General features: G+C 49.4%; 22 protein-coding genes, 1 pseudogene and 1 other annotated feature (1 of these 24 cut by a window edge). Of the genes and pseudogenes, 14 read left to right on the top strand and 9 right to left on the bottom strand.

The window, feature by feature from the left end:
• Positions 1-28 (top strand) — a sequence feature (Trp leader region); it begins 66 nt to the left of the window's first position.
• 21 nt (positions 29-49) lie between these two features.
• Genes trpE through trpA form a run of 5 tightly spaced genes read left to right on the top strand, consistent with a single transcriptional unit; the run spans position 50 to position 6580 of the window.
• Positions 50-1612 carry an anthranilate synthase component I gene (trpE, locus tag ESM_RS0109390; RefSeq protein WP_001194558.1) on the top strand — a complete coding sequence of 521 codons (1563 nt, stop codon included), beginning with the start codon at positions 50-52 and terminating at the stop codon, positions 1610-1612.
• Positions 1612-3207: a bifunctional anthranilate synthase glutamate amidotransferase component TrpG/anthranilate phosphoribosyltransferase TrpD gene (gene trpD / locus ESM_RS0109385; RefSeq protein ID WP_000763504.1), complete on the top strand. Its 1596-nt coding sequence runs from the start codon at positions 1612-1614 to the stop codon at positions 3205-3207. Before trpE ends, trpD begins: the two co-directional genes overlap by 1 nt.
• A complete protein-coding gene (gene trpCF, locus ESM_RS0109380; RefSeq protein WP_000983852.1) occupies positions 3208-4569 on the top strand; it encodes a bifunctional indole-3-glycerol-phosphate synthase TrpC/phosphoribosylanthranilate isomerase TrpF in 1362 nt (453 codons plus the stop codon).
• Positions 4570-4580: 11 nt separating this feature from the next.
• Positions 4581-5774 (top strand): tryptophan synthase subunit beta, encoded by a 1194-nt coding sequence (trpB, locus tag ESM_RS0109375; protein ID WP_000209515.1) that lies wholly within the window; start codon positions 4581-4583, stop codon positions 5772-5774.
• A complete protein-coding gene (trpA, locus tag ESM_RS0109370) occupies positions 5774-6580 on the top strand; it encodes a tryptophan synthase subunit alpha (RefSeq protein ID WP_000443101.1) in 807 nt (268 codons plus the stop codon). Before trpB ends, trpA begins: the two co-directional genes overlap by 1 nt.
• 168 nt (positions 6581-6748) lie before the next feature.
• Here trpA and ompW read toward each other — a convergent pair whose 3' ends face one another.
• Positions 6749-7402, bottom strand: a complete 654-nt coding sequence (ompW, locus tag ESM_RS0109365; RefSeq protein WP_000737210.1) for an outer membrane protein OmpW — start codon at positions 7400-7402, stop codon at positions 6749-6751.
• Positions 7403-7627: 225 nt separating this feature from the next.
• Between ompW and ESM_RS1000000129515 the strand changes: the two are divergent.
• The 4 genes and pseudogenes from ESM_RS1000000129515 to yciA form a co-directional block, all read left to right on the top strand.
• Positions 7628-7893, top strand: a pseudogene (locus tag ESM_RS1000000129515) (YkgJ family cysteine cluster protein); the annotation flags it as partial.
• Between the two features lie 27 nt (positions 7894-7920).
• Entirely contained in the window at positions 7921-8664 is a 744-nt protein-coding gene (locus tag ESM_RS0109360; protein ID WP_000028560.1) for a YciC family protein, read from the top strand.
• A gap of 30 nt (positions 8665-8694) precedes the next feature.
• A complete protein-coding gene (locus ESM_RS0109355; RefSeq protein WP_000808656.1) occupies positions 8695-9234 on the top strand; it encodes a septation protein A in 540 nt (179 codons plus the stop codon).
• Positions 9235-9338: 104 nt separating this feature from the next.
• Positions 9339-9737 (top strand): acyl-CoA thioester hydrolase YciA, encoded by a 399-nt coding sequence (yciA, locus tag ESM_RS0109350; protein ID WP_000108161.1) that lies wholly within the window; start codon positions 9339-9341, stop codon positions 9735-9737.
• A gap of 39 nt (positions 9738-9776) precedes the next feature.
• Here yciA and tonB read toward each other — a convergent pair whose 3' ends face one another.
• On the bottom strand, positions 9777-10496 hold the full coding sequence (gene tonB / locus ESM_RS0109345) for a TonB system transport protein TonB (RefSeq protein WP_001516503.1): 720 nt from the start codon (positions 10494-10496) through the stop codon (positions 9777-9779).
• Between the two features lie 223 nt (positions 10497-10719).
• Here tonB and ESM_RS0109340 point away from each other — a divergent pair, with 223 nt between their 5' ends.
• Together ESM_RS0109340 and kch are read left to right on the top strand one after the other, a co-directional pair.
• Complete coding sequence (locus ESM_RS0109340; protein WP_000967596.1) at positions 10720-11016, top strand: YciI family protein; 297 nt, start codon at positions 10720-10722, stop codon at positions 11014-11016.
• A gap of 319 nt (positions 11017-11335) precedes the next feature.
• Positions 11336-12577: a voltage-gated potassium channel protein gene (gene kch, locus ESM_RS0109335; RefSeq protein WP_000020081.1), complete on the top strand. Its 1242-nt coding sequence runs from the start codon at positions 11336-11338 to the stop codon at positions 12575-12577.
• 34 nt (positions 12578-12611) lie between these two features.
• Here the strand turns inward: kch and ESM_RS1000000128385 are convergent, their stop codons facing one another.
• Positions 12612-12785 carry a YciY family protein gene (locus ESM_RS1000000128385; RefSeq protein ID WP_122983112.1) on the bottom strand — a complete coding sequence of 58 codons (174 nt, stop codon included), beginning with the start codon at positions 12783-12785 and terminating at the stop codon, positions 12612-12614.
• 142 nt (positions 12786-12927) lie between these two features.
• Between ESM_RS1000000128385 and cls the strand changes: the two genes are divergently transcribed.
• Together cls and ESM_RS0109325 are read left to right on the top strand one after the other, a co-directional pair.
• Positions 12928-14388 carry a cardiolipin synthase gene (cls, locus tag ESM_RS0109330; RefSeq protein ID WP_000214527.1) on the top strand — a complete coding sequence of 487 codons (1461 nt, stop codon included), beginning with the start codon at positions 12928-12930 and terminating at the stop codon, positions 14386-14388.
• A gap of 34 nt (positions 14389-14422) precedes the next feature.
• The gene (locus ESM_RS0109325; protein WP_000366964.1) at positions 14423-14752 is read left to right on the top strand and encodes an HI1450 family dsDNA-mimic protein; all 330 of its coding nucleotides are present in this window, start codon (positions 14423-14425) and stop codon (positions 14750-14752) included.
• 50 nt (positions 14753-14802) lie between these two features.
• Here ESM_RS0109325 and oppF read toward each other — a convergent pair whose 3' ends face one another.
• The 6 genes from oppF to ychE all read right to left on the bottom strand — a co-directional run bounded on the left by oppF (position 14803) and on the right by ychE (position 21769).
• Complete coding sequence (gene oppF / locus ESM_RS0109320) at positions 14803-15807, bottom strand: murein tripeptide/oligopeptide ABC transporter ATP-binding protein OppF (RefSeq protein WP_000994879.1); 1005 nt, start codon at positions 15805-15807, stop codon at positions 14803-14805.
• Positions 15804-16817 (bottom strand): murein tripeptide/oligopeptide ABC transporter ATP-binding protein OppD, encoded by a 1014-nt coding sequence (gene oppD / locus ESM_RS0109315; RefSeq protein WP_000110968.1) that lies wholly within the window; start codon positions 16815-16817, stop codon positions 15804-15806. The genes oppF and oppD overlap by 4 nt, the downstream gene beginning before the upstream one ends.
• Positions 16818-16828: 11 nt before the next feature.
• Positions 16829-17737, bottom strand: coding sequence for an oligopeptide ABC transporter permease OppC (gene oppC / locus ESM_RS0109310; RefSeq protein ID WP_000979659.1), 909 nt, complete (start codon positions 17735-17737; stop codon positions 16829-16831).
• Positions 17738-17751: 14 nt separating this feature from the next.
• Positions 17752-18672 carry an oligopeptide ABC transporter permease OppB gene (oppB, locus tag ESM_RS0109305; RefSeq protein WP_000911114.1) on the bottom strand — a complete coding sequence of 307 codons (921 nt, stop codon included), beginning with the start codon at positions 18670-18672 and terminating at the stop codon, positions 17752-17754.
• An 85-nt stretch (positions 18673-18757) separates the two neighbouring features.
• Positions 18758-20389 (bottom strand): oligopeptide ABC transporter substrate-binding protein OppA, encoded by a 1632-nt coding sequence (gene oppA, locus ESM_RS0109300; RefSeq protein ID WP_010377652.1) that lies wholly within the window; start codon positions 20387-20389, stop codon positions 18758-18760.
• Between the two features lie 732 nt (positions 20390-21121).
• Positions 21122-21769: an NAAT family transporter YchE gene (gene ychE / locus ESM_RS0109295; protein ID WP_000616766.1), complete on the bottom strand. Its 648-nt coding sequence runs from the start codon at positions 21767-21769 to the stop codon at positions 21122-21124.
• 478 nt (positions 21770-22247) lie between these two features.
• Here ychE and adhE point away from each other — a divergent pair, with 478 nt between their 5' ends.
• On the top strand, positions 22248-24920 hold the full coding sequence (gene adhE, locus ESM_RS0109290; protein ID WP_000301631.1) for a bifunctional acetaldehyde-CoA/alcohol dehydrogenase: 2673 nt from the start codon (positions 22248-22250) through the stop codon (positions 24918-24920).
• Positions 24921-25022 lie beyond the last annotated feature (102 nt).

Genomic DNA, 25022 nt, shown 5'->3' with positions numbered 1-25022 from the left:
AGCCCGCCTAATGAGCGGGCTTTTTTTTGAACAAAATTAGAGAATAACAATGCAAACACAAAAACCGACTCTCGAACTGTTAACCTGCGCAGGTGCTTATCGCGATAATCCGACCGCGCTTTTTCACCAGTTGTGCGGAGCACGCTCTGCTACGCTGCTGCTGGAATCGGCAGATATTGACAGCAAAGATGATCTGAAAAGTCTGCTGTTAGTGGATAGTGCGCTGCGTATTACCGCATTAGGTGACACTGTCACAATTAAAGCGCTAACTGACAATGGGACATCTCTGCTTGCATTGCTGGATAGCACTCTGCCTGCTGGCGTAGAAAATGAACAATCGCCAGATTGTCGCGTGCTGCGTTTTCCGCCCGTCAGCACTCTTTTGGATGAAGATGCCCGTTTATGCTCCCTTTCGGTTTTTGACACTTTTCGTTTGTTGCAGGATCTGGTGAATGTGCCGAAGGAAGAACGAGAAGCGATGTTCTTTGGCGGCCTGTTCTCTTACGACCTGGTCGCAGGATTTGAAGATTTACCGCAACTGGCGGCTGAAAATAACTGCCCTGATTTCTGTTTTTATCTTGCTGAAACGCTGATGGTGATTGACCATCAGAAGAAAAGCACACGCATCCAGGCCAGCCTTTTTGGTCAGAATGAAGAAGAAAAACAGCGCCTCACTGCTCGCCTGAACGAACTTCGCCAGCAACTCACCGAAATCGCGCCGCCACTGCCAGTGGTTTCCGTGCCGCATATGCGTTGTGAATGTAATCAGAGCGATGAAGAGTTCGGCGGTGTCGTGCGTTCGTTGCAAAAAGCGATTCGCGCCGGAGAGATTTTCCAGGTCGTGCCATCTCGCCGTTTCTCACTGCCCTGCCCGTCACCGCTGGCAGCTTATTACGTGCTGAAAAAGAGTAACCCCAGCCCGTACATGTTTTTTATGCAGGATGATGATTTCACTCTGTTCGGCGCGTCGCCGGAAAGTTCACTCAAATACGACGCCACCAGTCGTCAGATTGAAATCTACCCGATTGCCGGAACACGCCCACGCGGTCGTCGCGCCGATGGTTCACTGGACAGAGACCTCGACAGCCGGATTGAACTATCGATGCGTACCGACCATAAAGAGCTTTCCGAGCATCTGATGCTGGTGGATCTCGCCCGTAACGACCTCGCGCGCATTTGCACCCCCGGCAGCCGCTACGTAGCCGACCTCACCAAAGTTGACCGTTATTCCTACGTGATGCACCTCGTCTCCCGCGTGGTCGGTGAACTGCGCCACGACCTTGACGCCCTGCACGCTTACCGCGCCTGTATGAATATGGGCACGTTAAGCGGTGCGCCGAAAGTGCGCGCCATGCAGTTAATTGCCGAAGCAGAAGGTCGTCGACGCGGCAGCTACGGCGGCGCGGTAGGTTATTTCACCGCGCACGGCGATCTCGATACCTGCATTGTCATCCGTTCGGCGCTGGTGGAAAACGGCGTCGCTACCGTGCAAGCCGGTGCTGGCGTGGTGCTTGATTCTGTTCCGCAGTCGGAAGCCGACGAAACCCGTAATAAAGCCCGCGCTGTACTGCGCGCTATCGCCACCGCGCATCATGCACAGGAGATTTTCTGATGGCTGACATTCTGCTGCTCGATAATATCGACTCTTTTACTTACAACCTGGCAGATCAGTTGCGCAGCAATGGTCATAACGTGGTGATTTACCGCAACCATATTCCGGCGCAAACCTTAATTGAACGTCTGGCGACGATGAGCAATCCGGTGCTGATGCTTTCACCCGGCCCCGGTGTGCCGAGTGAAGCCGGGTGTATGCCGGAGCTACTCACCCGTCTGCGTGGCAAGCTGCCGATTATCGGTATTTGCCTCGGTCATCAGGCGATTGTCGAGGCTTACGGCGGTTATGTCGGCCAGGCGGGGGAAATACTCCACGGCAAAGCTTCCAGTATTGAACATGATGGTCAGGCGATGTTTGCCGGGTTAAGCAACCCGCTGCCGGTGGCGCGTTATCACTCGCTGGTTGGCAGTAACATTCCGGCCGGTTTAACCATCAACGCCCATTTTAATGGCATGGTGATGGCGGTGCGTCATGATGCAGATCGCGTTTGCGGTTTCCAGTTCCATCCGGAATCGATTCTCACCACCCAGGGCGCACAACTGCTGGAGCAAACGCTGGCGTGGGCGCAACAGAAGCTGGAACCGGCCAACACGCTGCAACCGATTCTGGAAAAGCTGTATCAGGCACAGACGCTTAGCCAGCAGGAGAGCCACCTGTTATTTTCAGCCGTAGTTCGCGGCGAACTGAAGTCCGAACAACTGGCGGCGGCGCTGGTGAGCATGAAAATTCGCGGCGAGCACCCGAATGAAATCGCCGGGGCGGCAACTGCCCTGCTGGAAAATGCTGCGCCGTTCCCGCGACCTGATTATCTGTTTGCCGATATCGTCGGCACCGGCGGTGACGGCAGCAACAGCATCAACATATCTACCGCCAGTGCTTTTGTCGCCGCGGCTTGTGGACTGAAAGTTGCGAAACACGGCAACCGCAGCGTTTCCAGTAAATCCGGTTCGTCCGATCTGCTGGCAGCATTTGGTATTAACCTGGATATGAATGCCGATAAATCGCGCCAGGCGCTGGACGAGTTAGGTGTCTGTTTCCTCTTCGCGCCGAAGTACCACAGCGGTTTTCGCCACGCGATGCCAGTTCGCCAGCAACTGAAAACCCGCACCCTGTTTAACGTGCTGGGGCCATTGATTAACCCGGCGCATCCGCCGCTGGCGTTAATAGGTGTTTATAGCCCGGAACTGGTACTGCCTATTGCCGAAACCCTGCGCGTACTGGGGTATCAACGTGCAGCAGTGGTGCATAGCGGCGGAATGGATGAAGTTTCTTTGCACGCGCCAACGATTGTTGCGGAATTGCACGATGGAGAAATCAAAAGTTATCAACTGACTGCTGAAGATTTTGGCCTGACGCCCTACCACCAGGAGCAACTGGCTGGTGGGACTCCGGAAGAAAACCGTGACATTTTAACACGCTTGTTACAAGGTAAAGGTGACGCCGCTCATGAAGCAGCCGTCGCGGCGAATGTCGCCATGTTAATGCGCCTGCATGGCCATGAAGATCTGCAAGCCAATGCGCAAACCGTTCTTGCGGTACTGCGCAGTGGTTCCGCTTACGACAGAGTCACCGCACTGGCGGCACGAGGGTAAATGATGCAAACCGTTTTAGCGAAAATTGTCGCAGACAAGGCGATTTGGGTAGAAGCCCGCAAACAGCAACAACCGCTGGCCAGTTTCCAGAATGAAATTCAGCCGAGCACGCGACATTTTTATGATGCGCTGCAGGGCGCACGCACCGCGTTTATTCTGGAGTGCAAAAAAGCATCGCCATCAAAAGGTGTGATCCGTGATGATTTCGATCCTGCACGTATTGCCTCCATTTATAAACATTACGCTTCAGCAATTTCGGTGCTGACTGATGAAAAATATTTCCAGGGGAGTTTTGATTTCCTCCCTATTGTCAGCCAAATCGCACCACAGCCAATTTTATGTAAAGACTTTATTATCGACCCTTACCAGATCTATCTGGCTCGCTATTATCAGGCTGATGCCTGCTTATTAATGCTTTCAGTGCTGGACGATGAACAGTATCGCCAGCTCTCCGCCGTCGCCCATAGTCTGGGTATGGGCGTGCTGACCGAAGTCAGTAATGAAGAGGAACTGGAACGCGCCATTGTGCTGGGAGCAAAAGTCGTTGGCATCAACAACCGCGATCTGCGTGATTTGTCGATTGATCTCAACCGTACCCGTGAGCTTGCGCCGAAACTGGGGCACAACGTGACGGTGATCAGCGAATCCGGAATCAATACTTATGCTCAGGTGCGCGAGTTGAGCCACTTTGCTAACGGCTTTCTGATTGGTTCGGCGCTGATGGCCCATGACGATTTGAACGCCGCCGTGCGTCGGGTGTTACTGGGTGAGAATAAAGTGTGTGGCCTGACTCGTGGGCAAGATGCCAGAGCGGCTTATGACGCTGGTGCTATTTACGGCGGATTGATTTTTGTTGCCACATCACCGCGCTATATCAGCGTTGAACAGGCGCTGGAAGTGATAGCTGCAGCACCATTGCAATATGTCGGCGTGTTCCGCAATCACGATATTAATGAGGTCGTTGATAAAGCGAATACCCTGGCATTGGCGGCAGTACAACTGCATGGCAGTGAAGATCAGGAGTATATCGACGCCCTACGTGACGCTCTGCCTGAAAATGTTGCCATCTGGAAAGCATTAAGCGTCGGTGAAGTCCTGCCTGCACGCGATCTTCAGTTCGTCGATAAATATATTTTCGACAACGGCCAGGGCGGCAGCGGACAACGTTTCGACTGGTCACTGTTACATGGTCAATCGCTAAGCAACGTTCTGCTGGCGGGTGGTTTAGGCGCAGATAACTGCGTGGAAGCGGCACAAACCGGCTGCGCCGGGCTTGATTTTAATTCTGCTGTAGAGTCTCAACCGGGCATTAAAGATGCACGCGTTTTGGCCTCGGTTTTCCAGACACTGCGCGCATATTAAGGAAAGGAACAATGACAACATTACTTAACCCCTATTTTGGTGAATTTGGCGGCATGTACGTGCCACAAATCCTGATGCCTGCTCTGCGCCAACTGGAAGAAGCCTTCGTCAGCGCGCAAAAAGATCCTGAGTTTCAGGCGCAGTTTAACGACCTGCTGAAAAATTATGCCGGGCGTCCGACCGCACTCACCAAATGCCAGAACATCACGGCGGGAACTAACACCACGCTGTACCTGAAACGTGAAGATTTACTCCACGGCGGCGCGCATAAAACCAACCAGGTGTTGGGGCAGGCATTGTTGGCAAAGCGGATGGGTAAAACCGAAATCATCGCGGAAACCGGGGCCGGTCAGCATGGTGTGGCTTCTGCGCTTGCCAGCGCCCTGCTCGGTCTGAAATGTCGCATCTATATGGGTGCCAAAGATGTCGAACGCCAGTCGCCAAACGTTTTTCGGATGCGCTTAATGGGTGCAGAAGTGATTCCTGTACATAGCGGTTCCGCAACACTGAAAGATGCCTGTAACGAGGCGTTACGCGACTGGTCTGGTAGCTACGAAACTGCTCACTATATGCTGGGTACTGCTGCCGGCCCGCACCCTTACCCAACCATTGTGCGAGAGTTCCAGCGGATGATTGGCGAAGAAACGAAAGCGCAAATTCTGGAAAGAGAAGGTCGCCTGCCGGATGCCGTCATTGCCTGCGTTGGCGGCGGCTCGAATGCTATCGGTATGTTTGCTGATTTCATTAATGAAACTGACGTCGGTCTGATAGGTGTTGAGCCAGGTGGTCATGGCATCGAAACCGGCGAGCACGGTGCACCGTTGAAACATGGTCGCGTGGGCATCTATTTCGGTATGAAATCACCGATGATGCAGACCGAAGACGGGCAGATTGAAGAGTCTTACTCCATTTCTGCCGGTCTGGATTTCCCGTCCGTCGGCCCACAACATGCGTATCTCAACAGCATTGGGCGCGCAGATTACGTTTCAATTACCGATGATGAAGCACTGGAAGCGTTCAAAACACTGTGCCTGCATGAAGGGATCATCCCGGCGCTGGAATCCTCCCACGCCCTTGCCCATGCACTAAAAATGATGCGCGAAGCCCCAGAGAAAGAGCAACTGCTGGTGGTTAACCTTTCTGGCCGCGGCGATAAAGACATCTTCACCGTTCACGATATTTTGAAAGCACGAGGGGAAATCTGATGGAACGCTATGAAACTCTGTTTGCCCAATTGAAGGAGCGCAACGAAGGCGCATTTGTTCCTTTTGTTACCCTCGGTGACCCCGGCATTGAACAGTCGCTGAAAATTATCGATGCCTTGATTGAAGCAGGTGCCGACGCGCTGGAGTTGGGCATTCCTTTCTCCGACCCGCTGGCTGATGGGCCAACTATTCAAAACGCGACCCTGCGGGCTTTTGCCGCAGGCGTAACTCCGGCTCAGTGTTTTGAAATGCTGGCGCTGATTCGCCAGAAGCACCCAACCATTCCCATTGGCCTGCTGATGTATGCCAATCTGGTATTTAACAAAGGCATTGATGAGTTTTATGCGCAGTGCGAGAAAGTCGGCGTCGATTCAGTGCTGGTTGCTGATGTACCTGTAGAAGAGTCCGCGCCTTTCCGCCAGGCCGCGTTGCGCCATAACGTCACACCTATCTTCATCTGTCCGCCGAATGCCGACGATGATTTGCTGCGCCAGATTGCCTCTTATGGTCGTGGCTATACCTATTTGTTGTCGCGTGCGGGTGTGACGGGTGCGGAAAACCGCGCGGCATTACCGCTTAATCATCTGGTCACGAAGCTGAAAGAGTATAACGCTGCGCCTCCATTACAAGGGTTCGGTATCTCCGCGCCGGAACAGGTAAAAGCGGCGATTGAGGCAGGCGCTGCGGGGGCTATTTCTGGGTCAGCAATTGTGAAAATCATTGAGCAACATATTAATCAGCCAGAGAAAATGCTGGCAGAGCTGAAAACGTTTGTTCGCCCGATGAAAGACGCCACGCGTCTTTGAGACTGATGACAAATGCAAAACTACCTGATGCGCTACGCTTATCTGGCCTGCATACACCATACAATACATTGATTTTTCAATATTTTGTAAGCCAAACAAGACGTTCACACCGCATCCGGCATCAACAAACCGCCAGAAAGTATCTGGCGGTTTGTTGATAGCAAAGAATTAAAAACGATAACCCGCAGAGAACATAAACACCCACGGGTCAAGGCGCACATGGTCAGAATAATGTCCTGCCGGCAGTACTGCGCCGTTGGATTTATATTTCACGTCGGTATCGATATCCATGTACCAGACCGACATATTAAGCAACCAGTCACGGTTGATGAGATAATCCAGACCAACTTGCCCCGCCACTCCCCATGAATCCTTCAGACTAAGATCGGATAATCCAAGACCTTCACCGGTATCATTGAAGTCATTATTAAAGAAGGTGGTGTAGTTAATACCAGCACCGACGTAAGGACGGAATTTACTGCTGGCATCACCAAAATACCACTGCGCCATCAATGTTGGCGGTAAATGGTGGACTGTCGCAATATCTCCGGTCGTGGCTGTGCCAACTTTATGGCGGAACGGTGATGCTGCCAGCAGTTCAACGCCAATGTTATCGGTCGCCATATAGGTAAAGGTCAGCCCCAGTTGGGTGTTATTGGTCACACTAAATCCACCCAGGCTTCCCAGAGTCCCACCCGCGCCTTCAGTTGGACGTACAGTCGCTGAACCTGCTCGAATGAAGAACTCACCTGCTTCATGCGCATAAACGCTGCCAGAGAGAAGTGTACTTACTGCCAATGCCGCCACTGTTAATTTTTTCATGCTCGCTCCGTCGTTATGGTTATAAAAACGTGACGAATATACCCACATTGGAGTAACAAGTGATCCTACACAGATCACACTACATTTTCTAAATCACCATTTATTGATCTGGATTAATTTAGAAGTTGCATTGCAAATCCTAGTTAATGTGATGTAAATCAATTCCACCGTATTTCACTCCAAATACATCCTTTTGCTACCTTATTGCCTCTTGAATCTGGTTCCTTTTTGCTCTGCCCCCCCCCAAAAAACCGTCAGTGTGTCGCTCTGAAAAGCACCTCTGGAAAACGGTAAACTGCGGTATTTATGCAAACAGACCGTCCATATGGCAGAAATTTGCCATATCAGGAGAAGTCTGGGAAATCAACGAAACCTGTAATCGCGCCCACGCCCTCGGCGGATTACCAGTGCTTTACAAAGATATGCTTTTCCATACATGTCCTGATGCTGCCACTGAGAGGCTAACCAGGGTACAATTGCCCGCTAATTAACACCTGCATAAAACTCAAGGAGAGTGCATGTCTATCACGGCGCAGTCCGTATACCGTGACACCGGAAATTTCTTCCGTAATCAATTTATGACCATTCTGCTGGTATCACTGCTATGTGCATTTATCACAGTGGTGTCAGGACATGTTTTCTCACCCAGTGACGCACAACTTGCGCAGCTCAATGACGGTGTTCCCGTTAGTGGCAGCGGTGGGTTGTTCGATCTGGTACAAAATATGTCCCCGGAACAGCAGCAAATTTTGCTGCGTGCGTCTGCCGCGTCCACCTTTTCAGGATTAATCGGTAACGCCATTCTCGCGGGCGGCGTATTATTAATTATCCAGCTAGTGTCCGCAGGTCAGCGGGTCAGCGCATTACGGGCAATTGGCGCGAGCGCTCCGGTATTACCGAAGTTATTCTTGCTAATCCTTCTGACGACGTTAATTGTGCAAATAGGCATCATGCTGGTGGTCGTTCCTGGTATCATCATGGCCATCCTGTTAGCACTGGCCCCCGTGATGCTGGTCCAGGATAAAATGGGCGTTTTCGCCTCCATGCGCAGCAGTATGCGACTGACATGGGCGAATATGCGTCTGGTGGCACCTGCGGTATTGAGCTGGTTACTGGCAAAAACATTGTTGTTGCTGTTTGCCTCTTCGTTTGCCGCATTAACCCCAGAAATTGGCGCTGTACTGGCGAACACCTTGAGCAATCTGATTTCAGCCGTATTGCTCATCTATCTGTTCCGCCTGTACATGTTAATTCGCCAATAATCCTGAAGCATTTGATTACGGAATCGTAAAATGAAGCAGTTTCTTGATTTTTTACCGTTGGTTGTCTTCTTCGCGTTCTACAAGATTTATGACATCTATGCGGCAACTGCGGCGCTGATCGTCGCCACGGCGATTGTGCTTATTTATAGCTGGGTTCGCTTTCGTAAAGTTGAGAAGATGGCCCTGATCACCTTTGTTCTGGTGGCCGTCTTCGGTGGTCTGACGCTGTTCTTCCACAATGATGAGTTTATTAAATGGAAGGTCACCGTCATTTACGCTCTGTTTGCCGGTGCCCTGTTGGTTAGCCAATGGGTAATGAAGAAACCGCTGATTCAACGTATGTTGGGTAAAGAGCTTACTCTGCCACAACCGGTGTGGTCGAAGCTGAATTTGGCCTGGGCAATCTTTTTTATCCTTTGTGGGCTGGCGAACATCTACATCGCATTCTGGCTGCCACAAAATATTTGGGTCAACTTCAAAGTGTTTGGTCTGACCGCCCTCACTTTAATCTTCACACTGTTAAGCGGTATCTATATCTATCGCCACATGCCACAGGAAGATAAATCATAATCTGCCAGCCAGTCCTGCGGGACTGGCGCTGCATCTCCTCTGTTCTCATCAGGAAAATCATAGTAGCATCGCGCCTGTGATTTTCCTTTTTAGTCGGTTTTACCATGTCAACAACACATAACGTCCCCCAGGGCGATCTGGTTTTACGAACTTTAGCCATGCCTGCCGATACCAATGCTAATGGCGATATTTTTGGTGGTTGGTTGATGTCGCAAATGGATATTGGCGGTGCCATTCTGGCAAAAGAAATTGCACACGGTCGCGTCGTGACCGTTCGCGTGGAAGGCATGACCTTTCTGCGACCTGTAGCAGTCGGTGATGTGGTGTGCTGCTATGCACGCTGTGTCCAAAAAGGGACAACATCGGTCAGTATCAATATTGAAGTGTGGGTGAAAAAAGTGGCGTCCGAACCGATTGGGCAACGCTATAAAGCGACAGAAGCGTTATTTAAGTATGTCGCTGTTGATCCTGAAGGAAAGCCTCGCACTTTACCCGTTGAGTAATAGTCAAAAGCCTCCTGTTGGAGGCTTTTGAGTTTTTGCTTACTGAATTTCGGTAGTGCCATTAATTTTAAACAGAATGTTTACCACAATTCCACTCCCTGGTTTACCCGGCTCGTAACGCCATCTGCGCATCGCGTTTTTCACTTCACGCTCAAACATATTCGCAGGTTTGGCAGAAAGAATTTGTACGTTATCCACCCGGCCATCCGGTGTAACGTCAAACTTAACCTTGACCTGCCCTTCAATGCGCAATGCCTGCGCGCGCGCTGGATACTGCGGCTGATTACGGCTTAGTGCGCGCGGACCTGACGCCACACTGGTAACTGGCTTGCTGCTTGCAGCCGTTGCCGTACTGGATGTCGGGCGAGTCGGTGCCGTATTTTCAAACGGTGACGCCGGGCGCGATTCTACCGGTTTAACATCGCGTTTTGGCTGTTCCTGCACCTTTTTCACCGGCTTCGGTTTCGGCTTAGGTTTCGGCTTCGGCTTTTCAATGACCACCGGCGCTTCTTTTGGCGGCTCTGGTATCGGCTCAGGTTCCGGTTCTGGCTCCACCACCGGCTCTGGCGGCGGTTGAACAGCTTGTGGCGGTTCAAGATCCGCTGGTGCAACCATGGTGACAGAAATCGGCTGCGCAGGCGCAGGTAGTTCAATAACCTGATGTACCGAGGTATAGAGTAGACCCGCCACAACAGCACCATGAATGCAGACCGAAAGTAACGTCGGCCAGGGGAAGCGGCGAGGTAAATCAAGGGTCATTGAAGTCATAATCGTTTCAGTAGAAAAACCAGGCCTCGATTTTAAATGCAAATAGCAATCATATTCAATAAGGCAAGGCGATCAGGATCAGTGAAAATGCATTTTTTGGCTCAATTGACCTTACTTTAAGTACAGCCTTAACAAAGACATCATCTTTCCGTTGCAGATCTTTGTCCTTTCAAATAACGTACTTTACAACTTTTCCGAACAAGGAGTTGCGCCCGTGTTGTATGTTATTTACGCTCAAGACAAAGCTGATAGCCTCGAAAAACGTCTTTCCGTTCGTCCGGCACATTTAGCACGTTTACAATTACTGCATGATGAAGGCCGTTTACTGACGGCAGGACCAATGCCTGCGGTTGATAGCAATGATCCGGGTGCCGCGGGTTTTACCGGATCGACGGTGATTGCTGAATTTGAATCTCTGGAAGCAGCGCAAGCCTGGGCCGATGCCGATCCTTACGTAGCGGCCGGTGTATATGAACAAGTATCAGTGAAACCCTTCAAAAAAGTATTCTGAACATTTTCTCTTCTTCTAAGGGGCACGATGGTGAAAATCGTGCCCTTATTTATTGTTTCCTGGCTTAGGTACACCACACAATGATTGCTCCAGCAGCAACAAACAGTTAATAACTTTATCTGTATATCCTGATATATCATCAGCATATTCAGGGGAAAAATACATAATATCCTCCCCTTATGCGACAGAGCGCCTTAAAACCTTTGATTGCGACGGATAAAGTCATCTACTATTGATTAACACATTCATGAGTCGTATGTATGTTCACATTATGTACGCGTAAAGATAATTAAACAAAATTGTGGTTACAGAGGTATCAGTGAGTCACTGGGCTACATTCCGGCAAACAGCGGTAAATTTATGGGTGACACTACGGCACGATATTATCGCGTTGGCCGTCTTTCTAAATGGATTGCTTATTTTCAAAACAATCTATGGCATGTCGGTCAATCTGCTCGATATTTTCCATATCCAGGCATTTTCAGAACTTGACCTCTCCCTTCTGGCGAATGCGCCTCTGTTTATGCTGGGTGTCTTTCTTGTACTGAACTCAATCGGCTTGCTGTTTCGGGCAAAACTGGCGTGGGCGATCAGTATCATTTTATTGCTGATTACACTTATCTACACCCTACACTTCTATCCCTGGCTGAAATTCAGCATTGGGTTTTGCATCTTTACACTGGTGATTTTGCTGGTGCTGCGCAAAGACTTCTCCCACAGTAGTGCCGCAGCCGGAACAATTTTCGCTTTTATTAGTTTTACGACGTTACTGTTTTATTCCACCTATGGCGCGCTTTATTTAAGCGAAGGTTTTAATCCGAGAATAGAGAGTCTGATGACGGCCTTCTATTTTTCGATAGAAACGATGTCAACGGTGGGCTATGGCGATATCGTCCCTGTTTCTGAATCGGCACGTCTGTTTACTATTTCGGTCATTATTTCCGGCATTACTGTTTTCGCCACCTCCATGACGTCTATTTTTGGTCCGCTTATCCGCGGAGGATTCAATAAACTTGTGAAAGGAAACAAGCATACGATGAATCGTAAAGATCACTTTATTGTTTGCGGGCACTCCATTCTGGCAATCAACACGATTCTGCAACTGAATCAACGCGGACAAAATGTGACTGTTATCAGTAATCTGCCAGAAGATGACATCAAACAACTCGAACAGCGATTAGGTGACAATGCTGATGTTATTTCCGGGGACAGCAATGACAGTTCGGTATTAAAGAAAGCGGGAATCGATCACTGCCGGGCTATTCTGGCGCTCAGTGATAACGATGCAGATAACGCTTTTGTCGTCCTGTCGGCTAAAGATATGAGCAAAGATGTCAAAACAGTGCTTGCCGTCAGTGATAGCAAAAATCTCAACAAAATTAAAATGGTACATCCGGACATCATTCTCTCGCCGCAACTGTTCGGCAGTGAAATCCTGGCGCGTATTCTCAATGGTGAAGAAGTTAATAATGATATGCTCGTCTCAATGTTGCTGAACTCCGGGCATGGTATTTTCAGCGATAAGAACGACGATGATGGCAACGAAACTGTGAAAAAATAAAACCGGATGGGCACCGTGATGGTGCCCGGCTCATTCAGATATTGTAGATCGCAAACAATAACGAGTTACGCTGTTTGTTTAGAAGGCACTTCCTGATGCTGTGGATACGCATATTTCGGCGCGACTGCCCCTCAAGCCAACGCGATTTCCGTCGGCTAGCCTGACGCTGCATGCGCCAGCGCCCCACTTCCGTTCTACTCCGCTTCATGTTAACTACTCTATGCAATAACAGAGTGGTCATTATACCTCCGCCCCCGACGCTGACCAGTGCTTTTCCGGTGTTTTTATTTGCCAGATGAATCCATATGCGTAAACTCATAACAATGCGCTTTCAAAAGGATTTCTAATCTATGACAACCGTTTATACGTTGGTGAGTTGGTTGGCCATTCTGGGATACTGGTTGCTCATTGCAGGCGTAACATTACGCATTCTAATGAAACGACGCGCCGTTCCCTCCGCTATGGCCTGGCTGTTGGTCATTTACATTCTGCCTCTGGTCGGAATTATTGCCTATCTGGCAGTCGGTGAACTGCATTTAGGCAAGCGCCGCGCCGAACGTGCAAGAGCGATGTGGCCTTCTACGGCTAAATGGCTTAACGATCTTAAAGCCTGTAAACACATTTTCGCGGAAGAAAATAGCAGTGTCGCCGGGCCGTTATTTAAGCTCTGCGAGCGCCGTCAGGGTATCGCGGGCGTTAAAGGTAACCAACTGCAACTGATGACCGAGTCTGATGATGTGATGCAGGCGTTGATCCGTGACATCCAACTGGCTCGCCATAATATTGAGATGGTGTTTTACATCTGGCAGCCCGGCGGCATGGCAGATCAGGTGGCTGAGTCGTTGATGGCCGCAGCACGCCGCGGTATTCATTGCCGACTGATGCTCGACTCTGCCGGGAGTGTGGCTTTCTTTCGCAGCCCGTGGCCGGAGCTGATGCGTAATGCTGGTATCGAAGTGGTCGAATCCTTAAAGGTTAACCTGATGCGCGTATTTTTACGCCGCATGGATCTGCGCCAGCACCGCAAGATGATCATGATCGATAATTACATTGCCTATACCGGTAGCATGAATATGGTCGATCCACGTTTCTTCAAACAGGATGCGGGAGTAGGACAATGGATTGACCTGATGGCCCGCATGGAAGGTCCTATTGCTACCGCCATGGGGATTATTTATTCCTGCGACTGGGAGATTGAAACCGGAAAACGCATTCTGCCACCGCCGCCTGATGTCAATATTATGCCGTTTGAACAGTCCAGCGGTCATACGATCCATACCATAGCTTCTGGCCCCGGCTTCCCGGAAGACCTGATTCACCAGGCGTTACTCACCGCTGCATATTCAGCACGCGAATATTTAATCATGACGACGCCCTACTTCGTGCCCAGCGATGACTTACTTCACGCGATTTGCACAGCAGCACAGCGCGGAGTTGATGTCAGTATTATTCTGCCGCGTAAAAATGACTCAATGCTGGTAGGCTGGGCCAGCCGCGCATTCTTTACTGAACTGTTGGCCGCTGGGGTTAAAATTTATCAGTTTGAAGGCGGGTTATTACATACCAAGAGCGTGCTGGTCGATGGCGAACTAAGTCTGGTGGGGACTGTGAACCTTGATATGCGCAGCCTGTGGTTAAATTTTGAGATCACGCTGGCGATCGACGATAAAGGTTTTGGTGCTGACCTGGCTGCTGTTCAGGACGATTATATCTCGCGCTCACGTCTGCTTGATGCGCGGCTGTGGGCAAAACGACCGCTCTGGCAGCGCGTTGCCGAGCGACTGTTTTACTTCTTCAGTCCGTTGCTGTAAAACGTCGCCAACAGATGTTAAACGGGTAGTGACTATGGATATGGATTTAAACAATCGCCTGACTGAAGATGAAACGCTTGAGCAGGCTTATGATATTTTTCTCGAACTGGCCGCAGATAATCTCGATCCGGCGGATGTTCTGCTGTTCAATCTTCAGTTTGAAGAACGTGGCGGTGCGGAGTTATTCGACCCGGCAGAAGACTGGCAGGAACATGTTGATTACGATTTGAACCCGGACTTTTTTGCAGAAGTGGTGATTGGTCTGGCGGACAGTGAAGATGGTGAAATTAACGATGTTTTCGCCCGTATCCTGTTATGTCGCGAAAAAGATCACAAACTTTGCCATATCATCTGGCGTGAATAAATATCGCTTTTGGTGTGAAAAAGGGCTGACGGTTGTCAGCCCTTTTGTTTTTAAAGCGGATCGACTTTCAGGCAAGAGACCGCATGTCTGAAACTGCCCTCCAGCACCGGGCGCGTTTTGGCACATTCCGGGCCGGCGATCGGGCAACGTGTGCGGAACACACAACCAGACGGAGGATTGATGGGCGAAGGCAATTCCCCTTCCAGTAACTGGATGGATTTGTTCTTCTCCAGATCCGGATCAGGAATTGGCACCGCCGACATCAAGGCTTTGGTATAAGGATGCAGCGGATTGTGGTAGACCTCATCATACGTCCCCAGCTCCACCGCGTGTCCGAGATACATCACCAGCACGCGATCGGAAATGTGTTTTACCACTGCCAGATCGTGAGCAATAAAAATTAATGACAATCCCATCTCACGTTGCAACTGCTGGAGCAGGTTCACCACCTGTGCCTGAATTGACACGTCCAGCGCCGAAACAGGCTCATCGCAGATAATCAGTTTCGGTTCAAGAATGAGTGCACGTGCAATTCCGATACGCTGGCACTGCCCCCCGGAGAACTCATGCGGATAGCGGTTAATCAGGTTAGGTAGCAAGCCGACTTTCATCATCATCGCCTTCACGCGCTCACGGACTTCCTGGCGTGACATTTTCGGATGATAGGTACGCAGCGGTTCAGCGATGATCTCGCCAATCGTCATACGTGGGTTAAGAGACGCCAGCGGGTCCTGAAAAATCATCTGGATATCACTGCGAACGGCACGCCATTCATCAGGCTTCATCCCTAACAACTCTTTTCCTAACCACGCGACGCGCCCATCGGTCGCTTTAACCAGGCCGATAATAGCGCGGGCAAAGGTGGATTTACCGCAACCGGATTCCCCTACTACGCCTAATGTCTCCCCTTCATAAAGTCGAAGTGTGACTCCATCAACGGCTTTCAGGGTTTTCGCCGGTTGCCAGAACCACTGTTTGCCATCTTTAATCTCAAAGTGAACTTTCAGATCGGCAATTTCCAGGAGAACTTTTCTTTCTTCCGTAACAGCATTCATAACAGTTCCCCCACTGGTTTAAAACAGGCGCGCAGGCGACCTGGCGTGAACTCTTCCAGCGGCGGCGCACTGCTACAAATTTCCATCGCATGTGGACAGCGCGGCTGGAACGGGCAACCTTTTGGTAAACGTAGCAGGTTTGGTGGATTTCCCGGTATGGTCAACATAGCTTCACCTTCCGCATCAAGACGCGGCACCGCATTGAGTAAACCGATAGAGTAAGGATGAACGGGCTGATAAAAGACATCGCGCGCGTTGCCGTATTCCATGGTGCGCCCGGCGTACATCACCAATACTTTGTCACAGATCCCCGCCACCACACCCAGATCGTGGGTGATCATAATGATGGCAGTATTGAATTCCCGTTTCAGGTCATTCAATAGCGTCATGATTTGCGCCTGCACAGTCACGTCCAGCGCAGTGGTAGGTTCGTCAGCAATCAGCAATTTAGGCCGACACAACAATGCCATCGCAATCATTACACGCTGACGCATACCGCCAGAAAATTCATGCGGGAACATCTTCATGCGCTTACGCGCTTCCGGCATTTTTACGGCATCAAGCATCCGCACCGACTCTTCAAACGCTTCAGCCTTGCTCATACTCTTATGCAGCATCAGCACTTCCATCAACTGCTCACCGACGCGCATATACGGGTTCAACGAAGTCATCGGGTCCTGAAAAATCATCGAGATTTGTTCAGCGCGCAGTTTATTGAGTTCGCGTTCTGGCAGGTTGAGGATCTCACGGCCATTAAAAGTGGCCGATCCACCAATGTGTCCGTTCGCGGCCAGCAGTCCCATTAAAGCAAACGCGGTTTGCGACTTACCGGAACCAGACTCACCTACGATACCCAACGTTTCTCCGGCACGCAGAGAAAAATTCAAATCATTGACCGCTGTGACGTCGCCGTCCGGGGTACTAAATGTCACTCGCAAATCCTTCACGTTCAGCAGTGCGTTAGCCTGTTGCTGTGCAAGCGGTACGGTTGCAGTTTCAATTACGCTCATGGCTGCACTCCTTAACGATCTTTCGGGTCGAGGGCATCACGTAAGCCATCCCCGATAAAGTTGAAACAAAACAGCGTCACCACAAGGAAACCGGCCGGAAACAGCAGCAACCAGGGCGAGACTTCCATCGAGTTCGCACCATCACTTAGCAATGCGCCCCAACTACTTAACGGCTCTTGCGTACCCAGCCCCAGGAAGCTAAGGAAAGACTCAAAGAGGATCATGCTTGGCACCAGTAGCGATGCGTACACCACCACTACGCCGAGCACGTTCGGCACAATGTGGCGAATCACGATACCGGGCGTAGAGACTCCACCAACTTGTGCTGCCTCAATAAACTCTTTGCGCTTCAGACTAAGGGTTTGCCCACGTACGATACGCGCCATATCCAGCCAGGAAACCATGCCAATCGCCACGAAAATCAGCAGAATGTTTTGGCCAAAGAAGGTCACCAGCAAAATGACGAAGAACATGAATGGGAAGGAATTGAGGATTTCCAGCAAACGCATCATTACCGAGTCCACCTTGCCGCCAAGATAACCGGAAAGCGAACCGTAAAGCGTACCTACGACTACAGCCACCAGCGCCGCAGCAACCCCGACCATGAGTGAGATACGCCCACCAATTGCAACACGTACCAGCAGATCGCGTCCGGATGAGTCAGTACCAAAGTAGTGACCGGACTCCATATCTGGAGCGCTGGACATCATCGCCCAATCGGTATCGTCATAGGCAAATTGCGAAAGCATCGGTGCCAGGATAACAAACAGAGCAATCAGCACCAGTACAATGAGACTGGCGACCGCCGCACGGTTATGCATAAAACGACGGCGTGCGTCCTGCCATAAACTGCGCCCTTCGACCTCCAGCTTTTCACTGAAATTTTCCAGCGTCTCGCTGTTTTTCTTACTTAACATCATCGCGAGCTCCAGTATCAGTAACGGATTTTCGGGTCGATAACCGCATATAGCACATCGACAATGGCATTGAACAAAATGGTTAATGCACCAACCAGAATGGTCAGGCTTAAAACCAATGAATAGTCACGGTTCAACGCGCCATTAACAAACAATTGCCCGATCCCAGGTAAACCATAAATGGTTTCGATGACCATAGAACCGGTAATAATGCCGACAAATGCGGGTCCCATATATGAAAGTACGGGTAACAGCGCAGGTTTTAATGCGTGGCGAAGGATAATTCTGCGCATAGGTAAACCTTTCGCGCGGGCAGTGCGAATAAAGTTGGAGTGTAAAACTTCAATCATTGAACCACGGGTAATACGCGCGATACTGGCGATATAGGCGAGTGACAACGCCACCATCGGTAATATCATGAATTTCAGCGCCCCGCCATTCCATCCGCCGCCGGGTAGCCAATGCAAAATGATCGCGAATATCATGACTAATAATGGCGCAACCACAAAACTGGGGATAACCACCCCGGTCATTGCCAGCCCCATCACGGTATAGTCCCATTTGGTGTTTTGTTTTAATGCGGCAATAACGCCAGCACTCACACCCAGCACCACCGCGAGGAAAAATGCAGCGGCACCCAATTTTGCAGAAACAGGAAAACTGGATGCTACCAGGTCATTGACCGAATAATCTTTATATTTAAAAGACGGACCGAAATCGCCATGCGCCAGTTGTTTCAGGTAGCTGAAATACTGTGTCATGATCGGATCATTAAGATGATATTTCGCTTCGATATTGGCCATCACTTCTGGCGGTAACGTGCGTTCACCAGTAAAAGGACTTCCCGGGGCGAGGCGCATCATAAAGAACGAAATAGTAATAAGAATAAATAGCGTCGGAATCGCTTCCAGACAGCGACGTAGAATAAATTTTAACATTGCCGTACCTTCTGGCCTGTGCCTTCTGTAATGCGATAAAAACCAGACACCGTGGAGCAGGACTCGCCTACCCCACGTATTGCCATTAGTGCTTCACAATGTACATATTTCTGGTGTAGGTGTTATCCAGCGGATCTTTACCGGTATAACCTCCAACCCACGGTTTTACCAGACGCGCGTTCACGTAGTAATAAACCGGAACAATGGCCGAATCTTTATCCAACTGTTGCTCTGCTTTGGTGTACAACGCCGTGCGCTGCGCCTCGTCAGTGGCTTTCAGCGTTTCCGCCATAATACTGTCAAACGCCGGGCTCTTATAATGCGCGGTGTTCATCGAGCTGTTCGACAGCATGGTGTTCAGGAAGGAGGTCGGTTCGTTGTAGTCGGCACACCAACCTGCACGAGCCACATCAAAAGTTCCCTGGTGACGGGTGTCAAGGAAGGTTTTCCATTCCTGGTTAACCAGTTTGACGTTAACACCTATGTTTTTCTTCCACAGCGAAGAGGCGGCAATGGCCAGCTTTTTATGCAGATCGGACGTGTTATATAGCAGGTTAATCGTTAACGGTTTGTCTGCAGTATAACCCGCTTCGGCCAGCAGTTTTTTAGCTTCTTCGTTACGTTTTTCCTGGCTCCAGCCAAACCATTCTGGCTGAGTTAATTTTGCACCATCAGTATAAGGAGGTGTGTAACCATAGGCTGGCATATCGCCCTGTGCTTTAACTTTATTAACGATGATATCGCGGTCCATACCCAGTTTCAGCGCTGTACGCACGCGCACGTCGTTGAATGGCGCTTTCTGGTTATTAATTTCGTAATAGTAGGTACACAGATATGGGTCGACGTGAACTTCGTCCGGGATCTCTTTTTTCAGTTTCTGGAACAGCTCGATCGGCATGTTGTTATAAGTCATATCGATTTCACCGCTGCGATAGCGGTTTACATCGGTAACTTCAGAAGCGATCGGCAAATAAGTCACCTGATTAATAACCGTTTTCGCGTTGTTCCAGTAAGTCGGGCTGCGCTCAAGAACGATACGTTCGTTAACGACCCAATCTTTTAATGTATAGGCACCGTTGGTGACGATATTACCCGGCTGAGTCCATTTTTCGCCAAATTTCTCAATGGCGGCTTTTGGCACCGGAGAAGTAGACGGGTGAACCAACAATTTATAGAAGTACGGAACAGGCTCACTTAATGTAACTTCTAACGTGTGATCATCGATGGCTTTCACGCCGAGATCGGTAATCGGTTTTTTCCCTTCGAGAATTTCATCAATACCGGCAATATGCCCATATTGCAGATAACTTGCATAGGGAGACGCCGTGTTCGGATCAACAGAACGTTGCCAACTATATACAAAGTCTTGCGCAGTGACTGGCGTGCCATCAGACCATTTCGCATCTTTACGCAGATGGAATGTCCAGACTTTAGCGTCTTTATTATCCCAGGATTCAGCAACGCCCGGAGCCGGATGGCCGTCGAGATCGCTGACCAATAAGCCTTCAAACAAGTCGCGGCTGATATTAGACTCCGGAACCCCTTCAATTTTGTGCGGATCTAATGATTGAACTTCAGAACCATTATTGCGCACCAGCGTTTGTTTTTCTGCGAGCTGAACACCCGCGGGCACATCAGCCGCCAACGCGACATTCCCTGCCATAAGCGCAGCCAGAACGCCTGCTGCGACTAAACTTCTCTTGGTGATGTTGGTCATTGTTTTTTGGACTCCCTCATTATAATTACTGGTTTGAACCAGCATGTGTAATCCCGGATTGGGACCCTGGACAGATTCGGAGACTTTCTGCTGCCAGGTTACTTTATCGTTACGCTTTACTATCACCGACTTTGTTTATTCTGGTGATTCGGACGACCACCTTACGTCGATTCTTACTGTGCCCCCCCTGTCGAGACACATTTATTTACTGCAGCAATTTTTATTGTTAATAATTCCCATTACCAATAAAATTGCCTGATGGTTGGCCGGAAAGTATCAAATGCGCTTCTTGCTCGCCAATACATTTTGCAAAATTGTTAAGCAATTCTCTTTTATTGACCATGACAGTACCTAAACCCCCATCAAGCTGCCAATAAAGTCATTTAAAAACATAAAGATAGAAAATCAGGAAGCAAGACTGTCTTTTCTGGTAACCATTATGATAGAGAAATGCACAATAATTTAACAACAGCTCATTATTTAGCACATTCCTCTACCAAATCCAGTGGAATTACTAATATCATTTCAATTATTCTTCAGCAAGACCCTGAATTATGATGTCGCGAAAATAACATGATGAGGAGGAGCGCGAGGTAAGGATATTCTTATAACTGGCTGTAATATGAGAAAAAATATTTATCTATTTCGTTTGCTTCTGATAACTGCGTTGGGCCAAAGTAAAAATAATGACGAAAAAACGGAGCACTATGACTCCGTTTCGGATGAAAGGAATTAATTGAGCAGGCCAGGGAAAATCCCTTTGATTCCATTAACAATAAATTCAATCCCTAATGCCATCAGTAACAACCCCATAATACGGGTAATCACGTTGATGCCGGTCTGGCGCAGAACCCTTACCAGCCAGGGAGCCATACGGAATAAGCCCCAACAACATAAAGCAAACAACGCGATTGCCACAAAAAAACCGAACAAGTAACCAATGCTGTGATAACGCGTTCCCCAAACGATAGTTGAGCTGATCGCTCCCGGCCCTGCCATCAAAGGCAATGCGAGCGGTACAACGCCGATGCTTTCACGAATTGCGGTTTCTGATTTTTCTTGTTTGTTCTGTTTATCCTCGCCAAGTTTGCCACTGATCATCGACATCGCAATTGTGACCACCAGAATGCCGCCCGCGATACGGAACGAATCAATCGAGATGCCAAAAAGTTGCAGAATCGTGTCGCCAAGAAAAAGCGCAATCCACAAGATGATCGCTACCGACAGGTTGGCGGTCAGATTTGTTTTGTTTCTCGCTGCCGCGGTCTGATAGCTGGTCATACTGATGAACACAGGGATGATCCCAACAGGGTTAACCAGCGCAAATAACCCGATAAAAAACTTAAAATAAACGGGAAAATCAAAGAGTGTCTGAATCACAGTTAGCTCCGAAGCAAAGGCCGGATAATGTTAGTCATAACCAAGGGTAAAAAATACGCGCTGACAATACGCCTTTTGGCAGCATTTTTCACCTCCTAACTGCTTAAAATCACTATCATTCATTATTGTTATCTAGACGTACAAAACATGCTAATGTAGCCAACAATAAATACTACAATTTATTAACTATTAGCTTTTGTAGCTAAAAGCGGAGCTGAAAGGTGTCAGCTTTGCTGAATTTTGATCTAGATCACGCAATCAGTACCCAGAAGTGAGTAATCTTGCTTACGCCACCTGGAAGTGACGCATTAGAGTTCAATGACTCTAATGTTTAAACTCTTTTAGTAAATCACAGTGAGTGTGAGCACGAGTAAGATTTTGATTTTCAAAGGTTAAGCAAATCATCATCGCACTGACTATACTCTCGTATTCGAGCAGATGATTTACTAAAAAAGTTTAACATTATCAGGAGAGCATTATGGCTGTTACTAATGTCGCTGAACTTAACGCACTCGTAGAGCGTGTAAAAAAAGCCCAGCGTGAATATGCCAGTTTCACTCAAGAGCAAGTTGACAAAATCTTCCGCGCCGCCGCTCTGGCTGCCGCAGATGCTCGAATCCCACTCGCGAAAATGGCCGTTGCTGAATCCGGCATGGGTATTGTTGAAGACAAAGTGATTAAAAACCACTTCGCTTCAGAATATATCTACAACGCGTATAAAGATGAAAAAACCTGCGGTATTCTGTCCGAAGACGACACTTTCGGTACTATCACTATCGCTGAACCAATCGGTATTATTTGCGGTATCGTTCCGACCACTAACCCGACTTCAACCGCTATCTTCAAATCGCTGATCAGCCTGAAGACCCGTAACGCCATCATTTTCTCTCCACACCCGCGTGCAAAAGATGCAACTAACAAAGCTGCTGACATCGTTCTGCAGGCTGCTATCGCTGCTGGTGCGCCGAAAGATCTGATCGGCTGGATCGATCAACCTTCTGTTGAACTCTCCAACGCGTTGATGCACCACCCTGACATTAACCTGATCCTTGCAACCGGTGGTCCAGGTATGGTTAAAGCGGCATACAGCTCCGGTAAACCAGCTATCGGCGTAGGTGCAGGTAACACCCCAGTTGTTATTGATGAAACTGCTGATATCAAACGTGCTGTTGCATCTGTACTGATGTCCAAAACCTTCGACAACGGCGTAATCTGTGCTTCTGAACAATCTGTTGTTGTGGTTGATTCTGTTTATGATGCTGTGCGTGAACGTTTCGCGACCCACGGCGGCTACATGCTGCAGGGCAAAGAACTGAAGGCAGTTCAGGACGTTATCCTGAAAAATGGCGCGCTGAACGCAGCTATCGTTGGTCAACCGGCGTATAAAATTGCTGAACTGGCAGGCTTCTCTGTTCCAGAAAATACTAAGATTCTGATCGGTGAAGTGACTGTTGTTGATGAAAGTGAGCCGTTCGCTCATGAAAAACTGTCCCCGACTCTGGCAATGTACCGTGCGAAAGATTTCGAAGACGCGGTAGATAAGGCAGAGAAACTGGTTGCTATGGGCGGTATCGGACATACCTCTTGCCTGTACACCGACCAGGATAACCAACCGGCACGCGTTTCTTACTTCGGTCAGAAAATGAAAACTGCCCGTATCCTGATCAACACCCCGGCGTCTCAGGGTGGTATCGGTGACCTGTATAACTTCAAACTCGCACCTTCCCTGACTCTGGGTTGTGGTTCCTGGGGTGGTAACTCCATCTCTGAAAACGTTGGTCCGAAACACCTGATCAACAAGAAAACCGTTGCTAAGCGAGCTGAAAACATGTTGTGGCACAAACTTCCGAAATCTATCTACTTCCGCCGTGGCTCCCTGCCAATCGCGCTGGATGAAGTGATTACTGATGGCCACAAACGTGCGCTCATCGTGACTGACCGCTTCCTGTTCAACAACGGCTATGCTGACCAGATCACTTCCGTATTGAAAGCGGCTGGCGTAGAAACTGAAGTCTTCTTCGAAGTTGAAGCAGACCCGACTCTGAGCATCGTACGTAAAGGCGCAGAACTGGCGAACTCCTTCAAACCGGACGTCATTATCGCGCTGGGTGGTGGTTCCCCGATGGACGCTGCGAAGATCATGTGGGTTATGTACGAACACCCGGAAACTCACTTCGAAGAACTGGCGCTGCGTTTTATGGACATCCGTAAACGTATCTACAAGTTCCCGAAAATGGGCGTGAAAGCGAAAATGATCGCAGTCACCACCACTTCCGGTACAGGTTCTGAAGTTACTCCGTTTGCGGTTGTAACTGACGACGCTACTGGTCAGAAATATCCGCTGGCAGACTATGCGCTGACCCCGGATATGGCGATTGTTGACGCCAACCTGGTTATGGATATGCCGAAGTCCCTGTGTGCTTTCGGCGGTCTGGATGCAGTCACTCACGCTATGGAAGCTTATGTTTCTGTACTGGCTTCTGAGTTCTCTGATGGTCAGGCTCTGCAAGCGCTGAAACTGCTGAAAGAATACCTGCCAGCGTCCTACCACGAAGGGGCTAAAAACCCGGTAGCACGCGAGCGTGTTCACAGTGCGGCAACTATCGCAGGTATCGCGTTTGCGAACGCCTTCCTGGGTGTATGTCACTCAATGGCGCACAAACTGGGTTCCCAGTTCCATATTCCGCACGGTCTGGCAAACGCCTTGCTGATTTGTAACGTTATTCGTTACAACGCAAACGACAACCCGACCAAGCAGACTGCATTCAGCCAGTATGACCGTCCGCAAGCACGCCGTCGTTATGCTGAAATTGCAGACCACCTGGGTCTGAGCGCACCGGGCGACCGTACTGCTGCTAAGATCGAGAAACTGCTGGCATGGCTGGAAACGCTGAAAGCAGAACTGGGTATTCCGAAATCTATCCGTGAGGCTGGCGTTCAGGAAGCTGACTTCCTCGCGAACGTAGATAAACTGTCTGAAGATGCATTCGATGACCAGTGCACCGGCGCTAACCCGCGTTATCCGCTGATCTCCGAGCTGAAACAGATTCTGCTGGATACCTACTATGGTCGTGATTATGTAGAAGGTGCACCAGCAGCAAAGGAAGCAGCTCCGGCTAAAGCAGAGAAAAAAGCGAAGAAATCCGCTTAATCAATAACTCTGTATAACAGTATAAACGGTCCCTTTTGGGGCCGTTTTTTGTTTTTGTCATAAACCGATACTATGCAAGATCAAATAACTCAGCAGCGTTAG

It is taken from the genome of Escherichia sp. TW09308, assembly GCF_000208565.1.
Lineage (GTDB): Bacteria > Pseudomonadota > Gammaproteobacteria > Enterobacterales > Enterobacteriaceae > Escherichia > Escherichia marmotae.
This window is presented reverse-complemented; position numbering and strand designations above follow the sequence as displayed.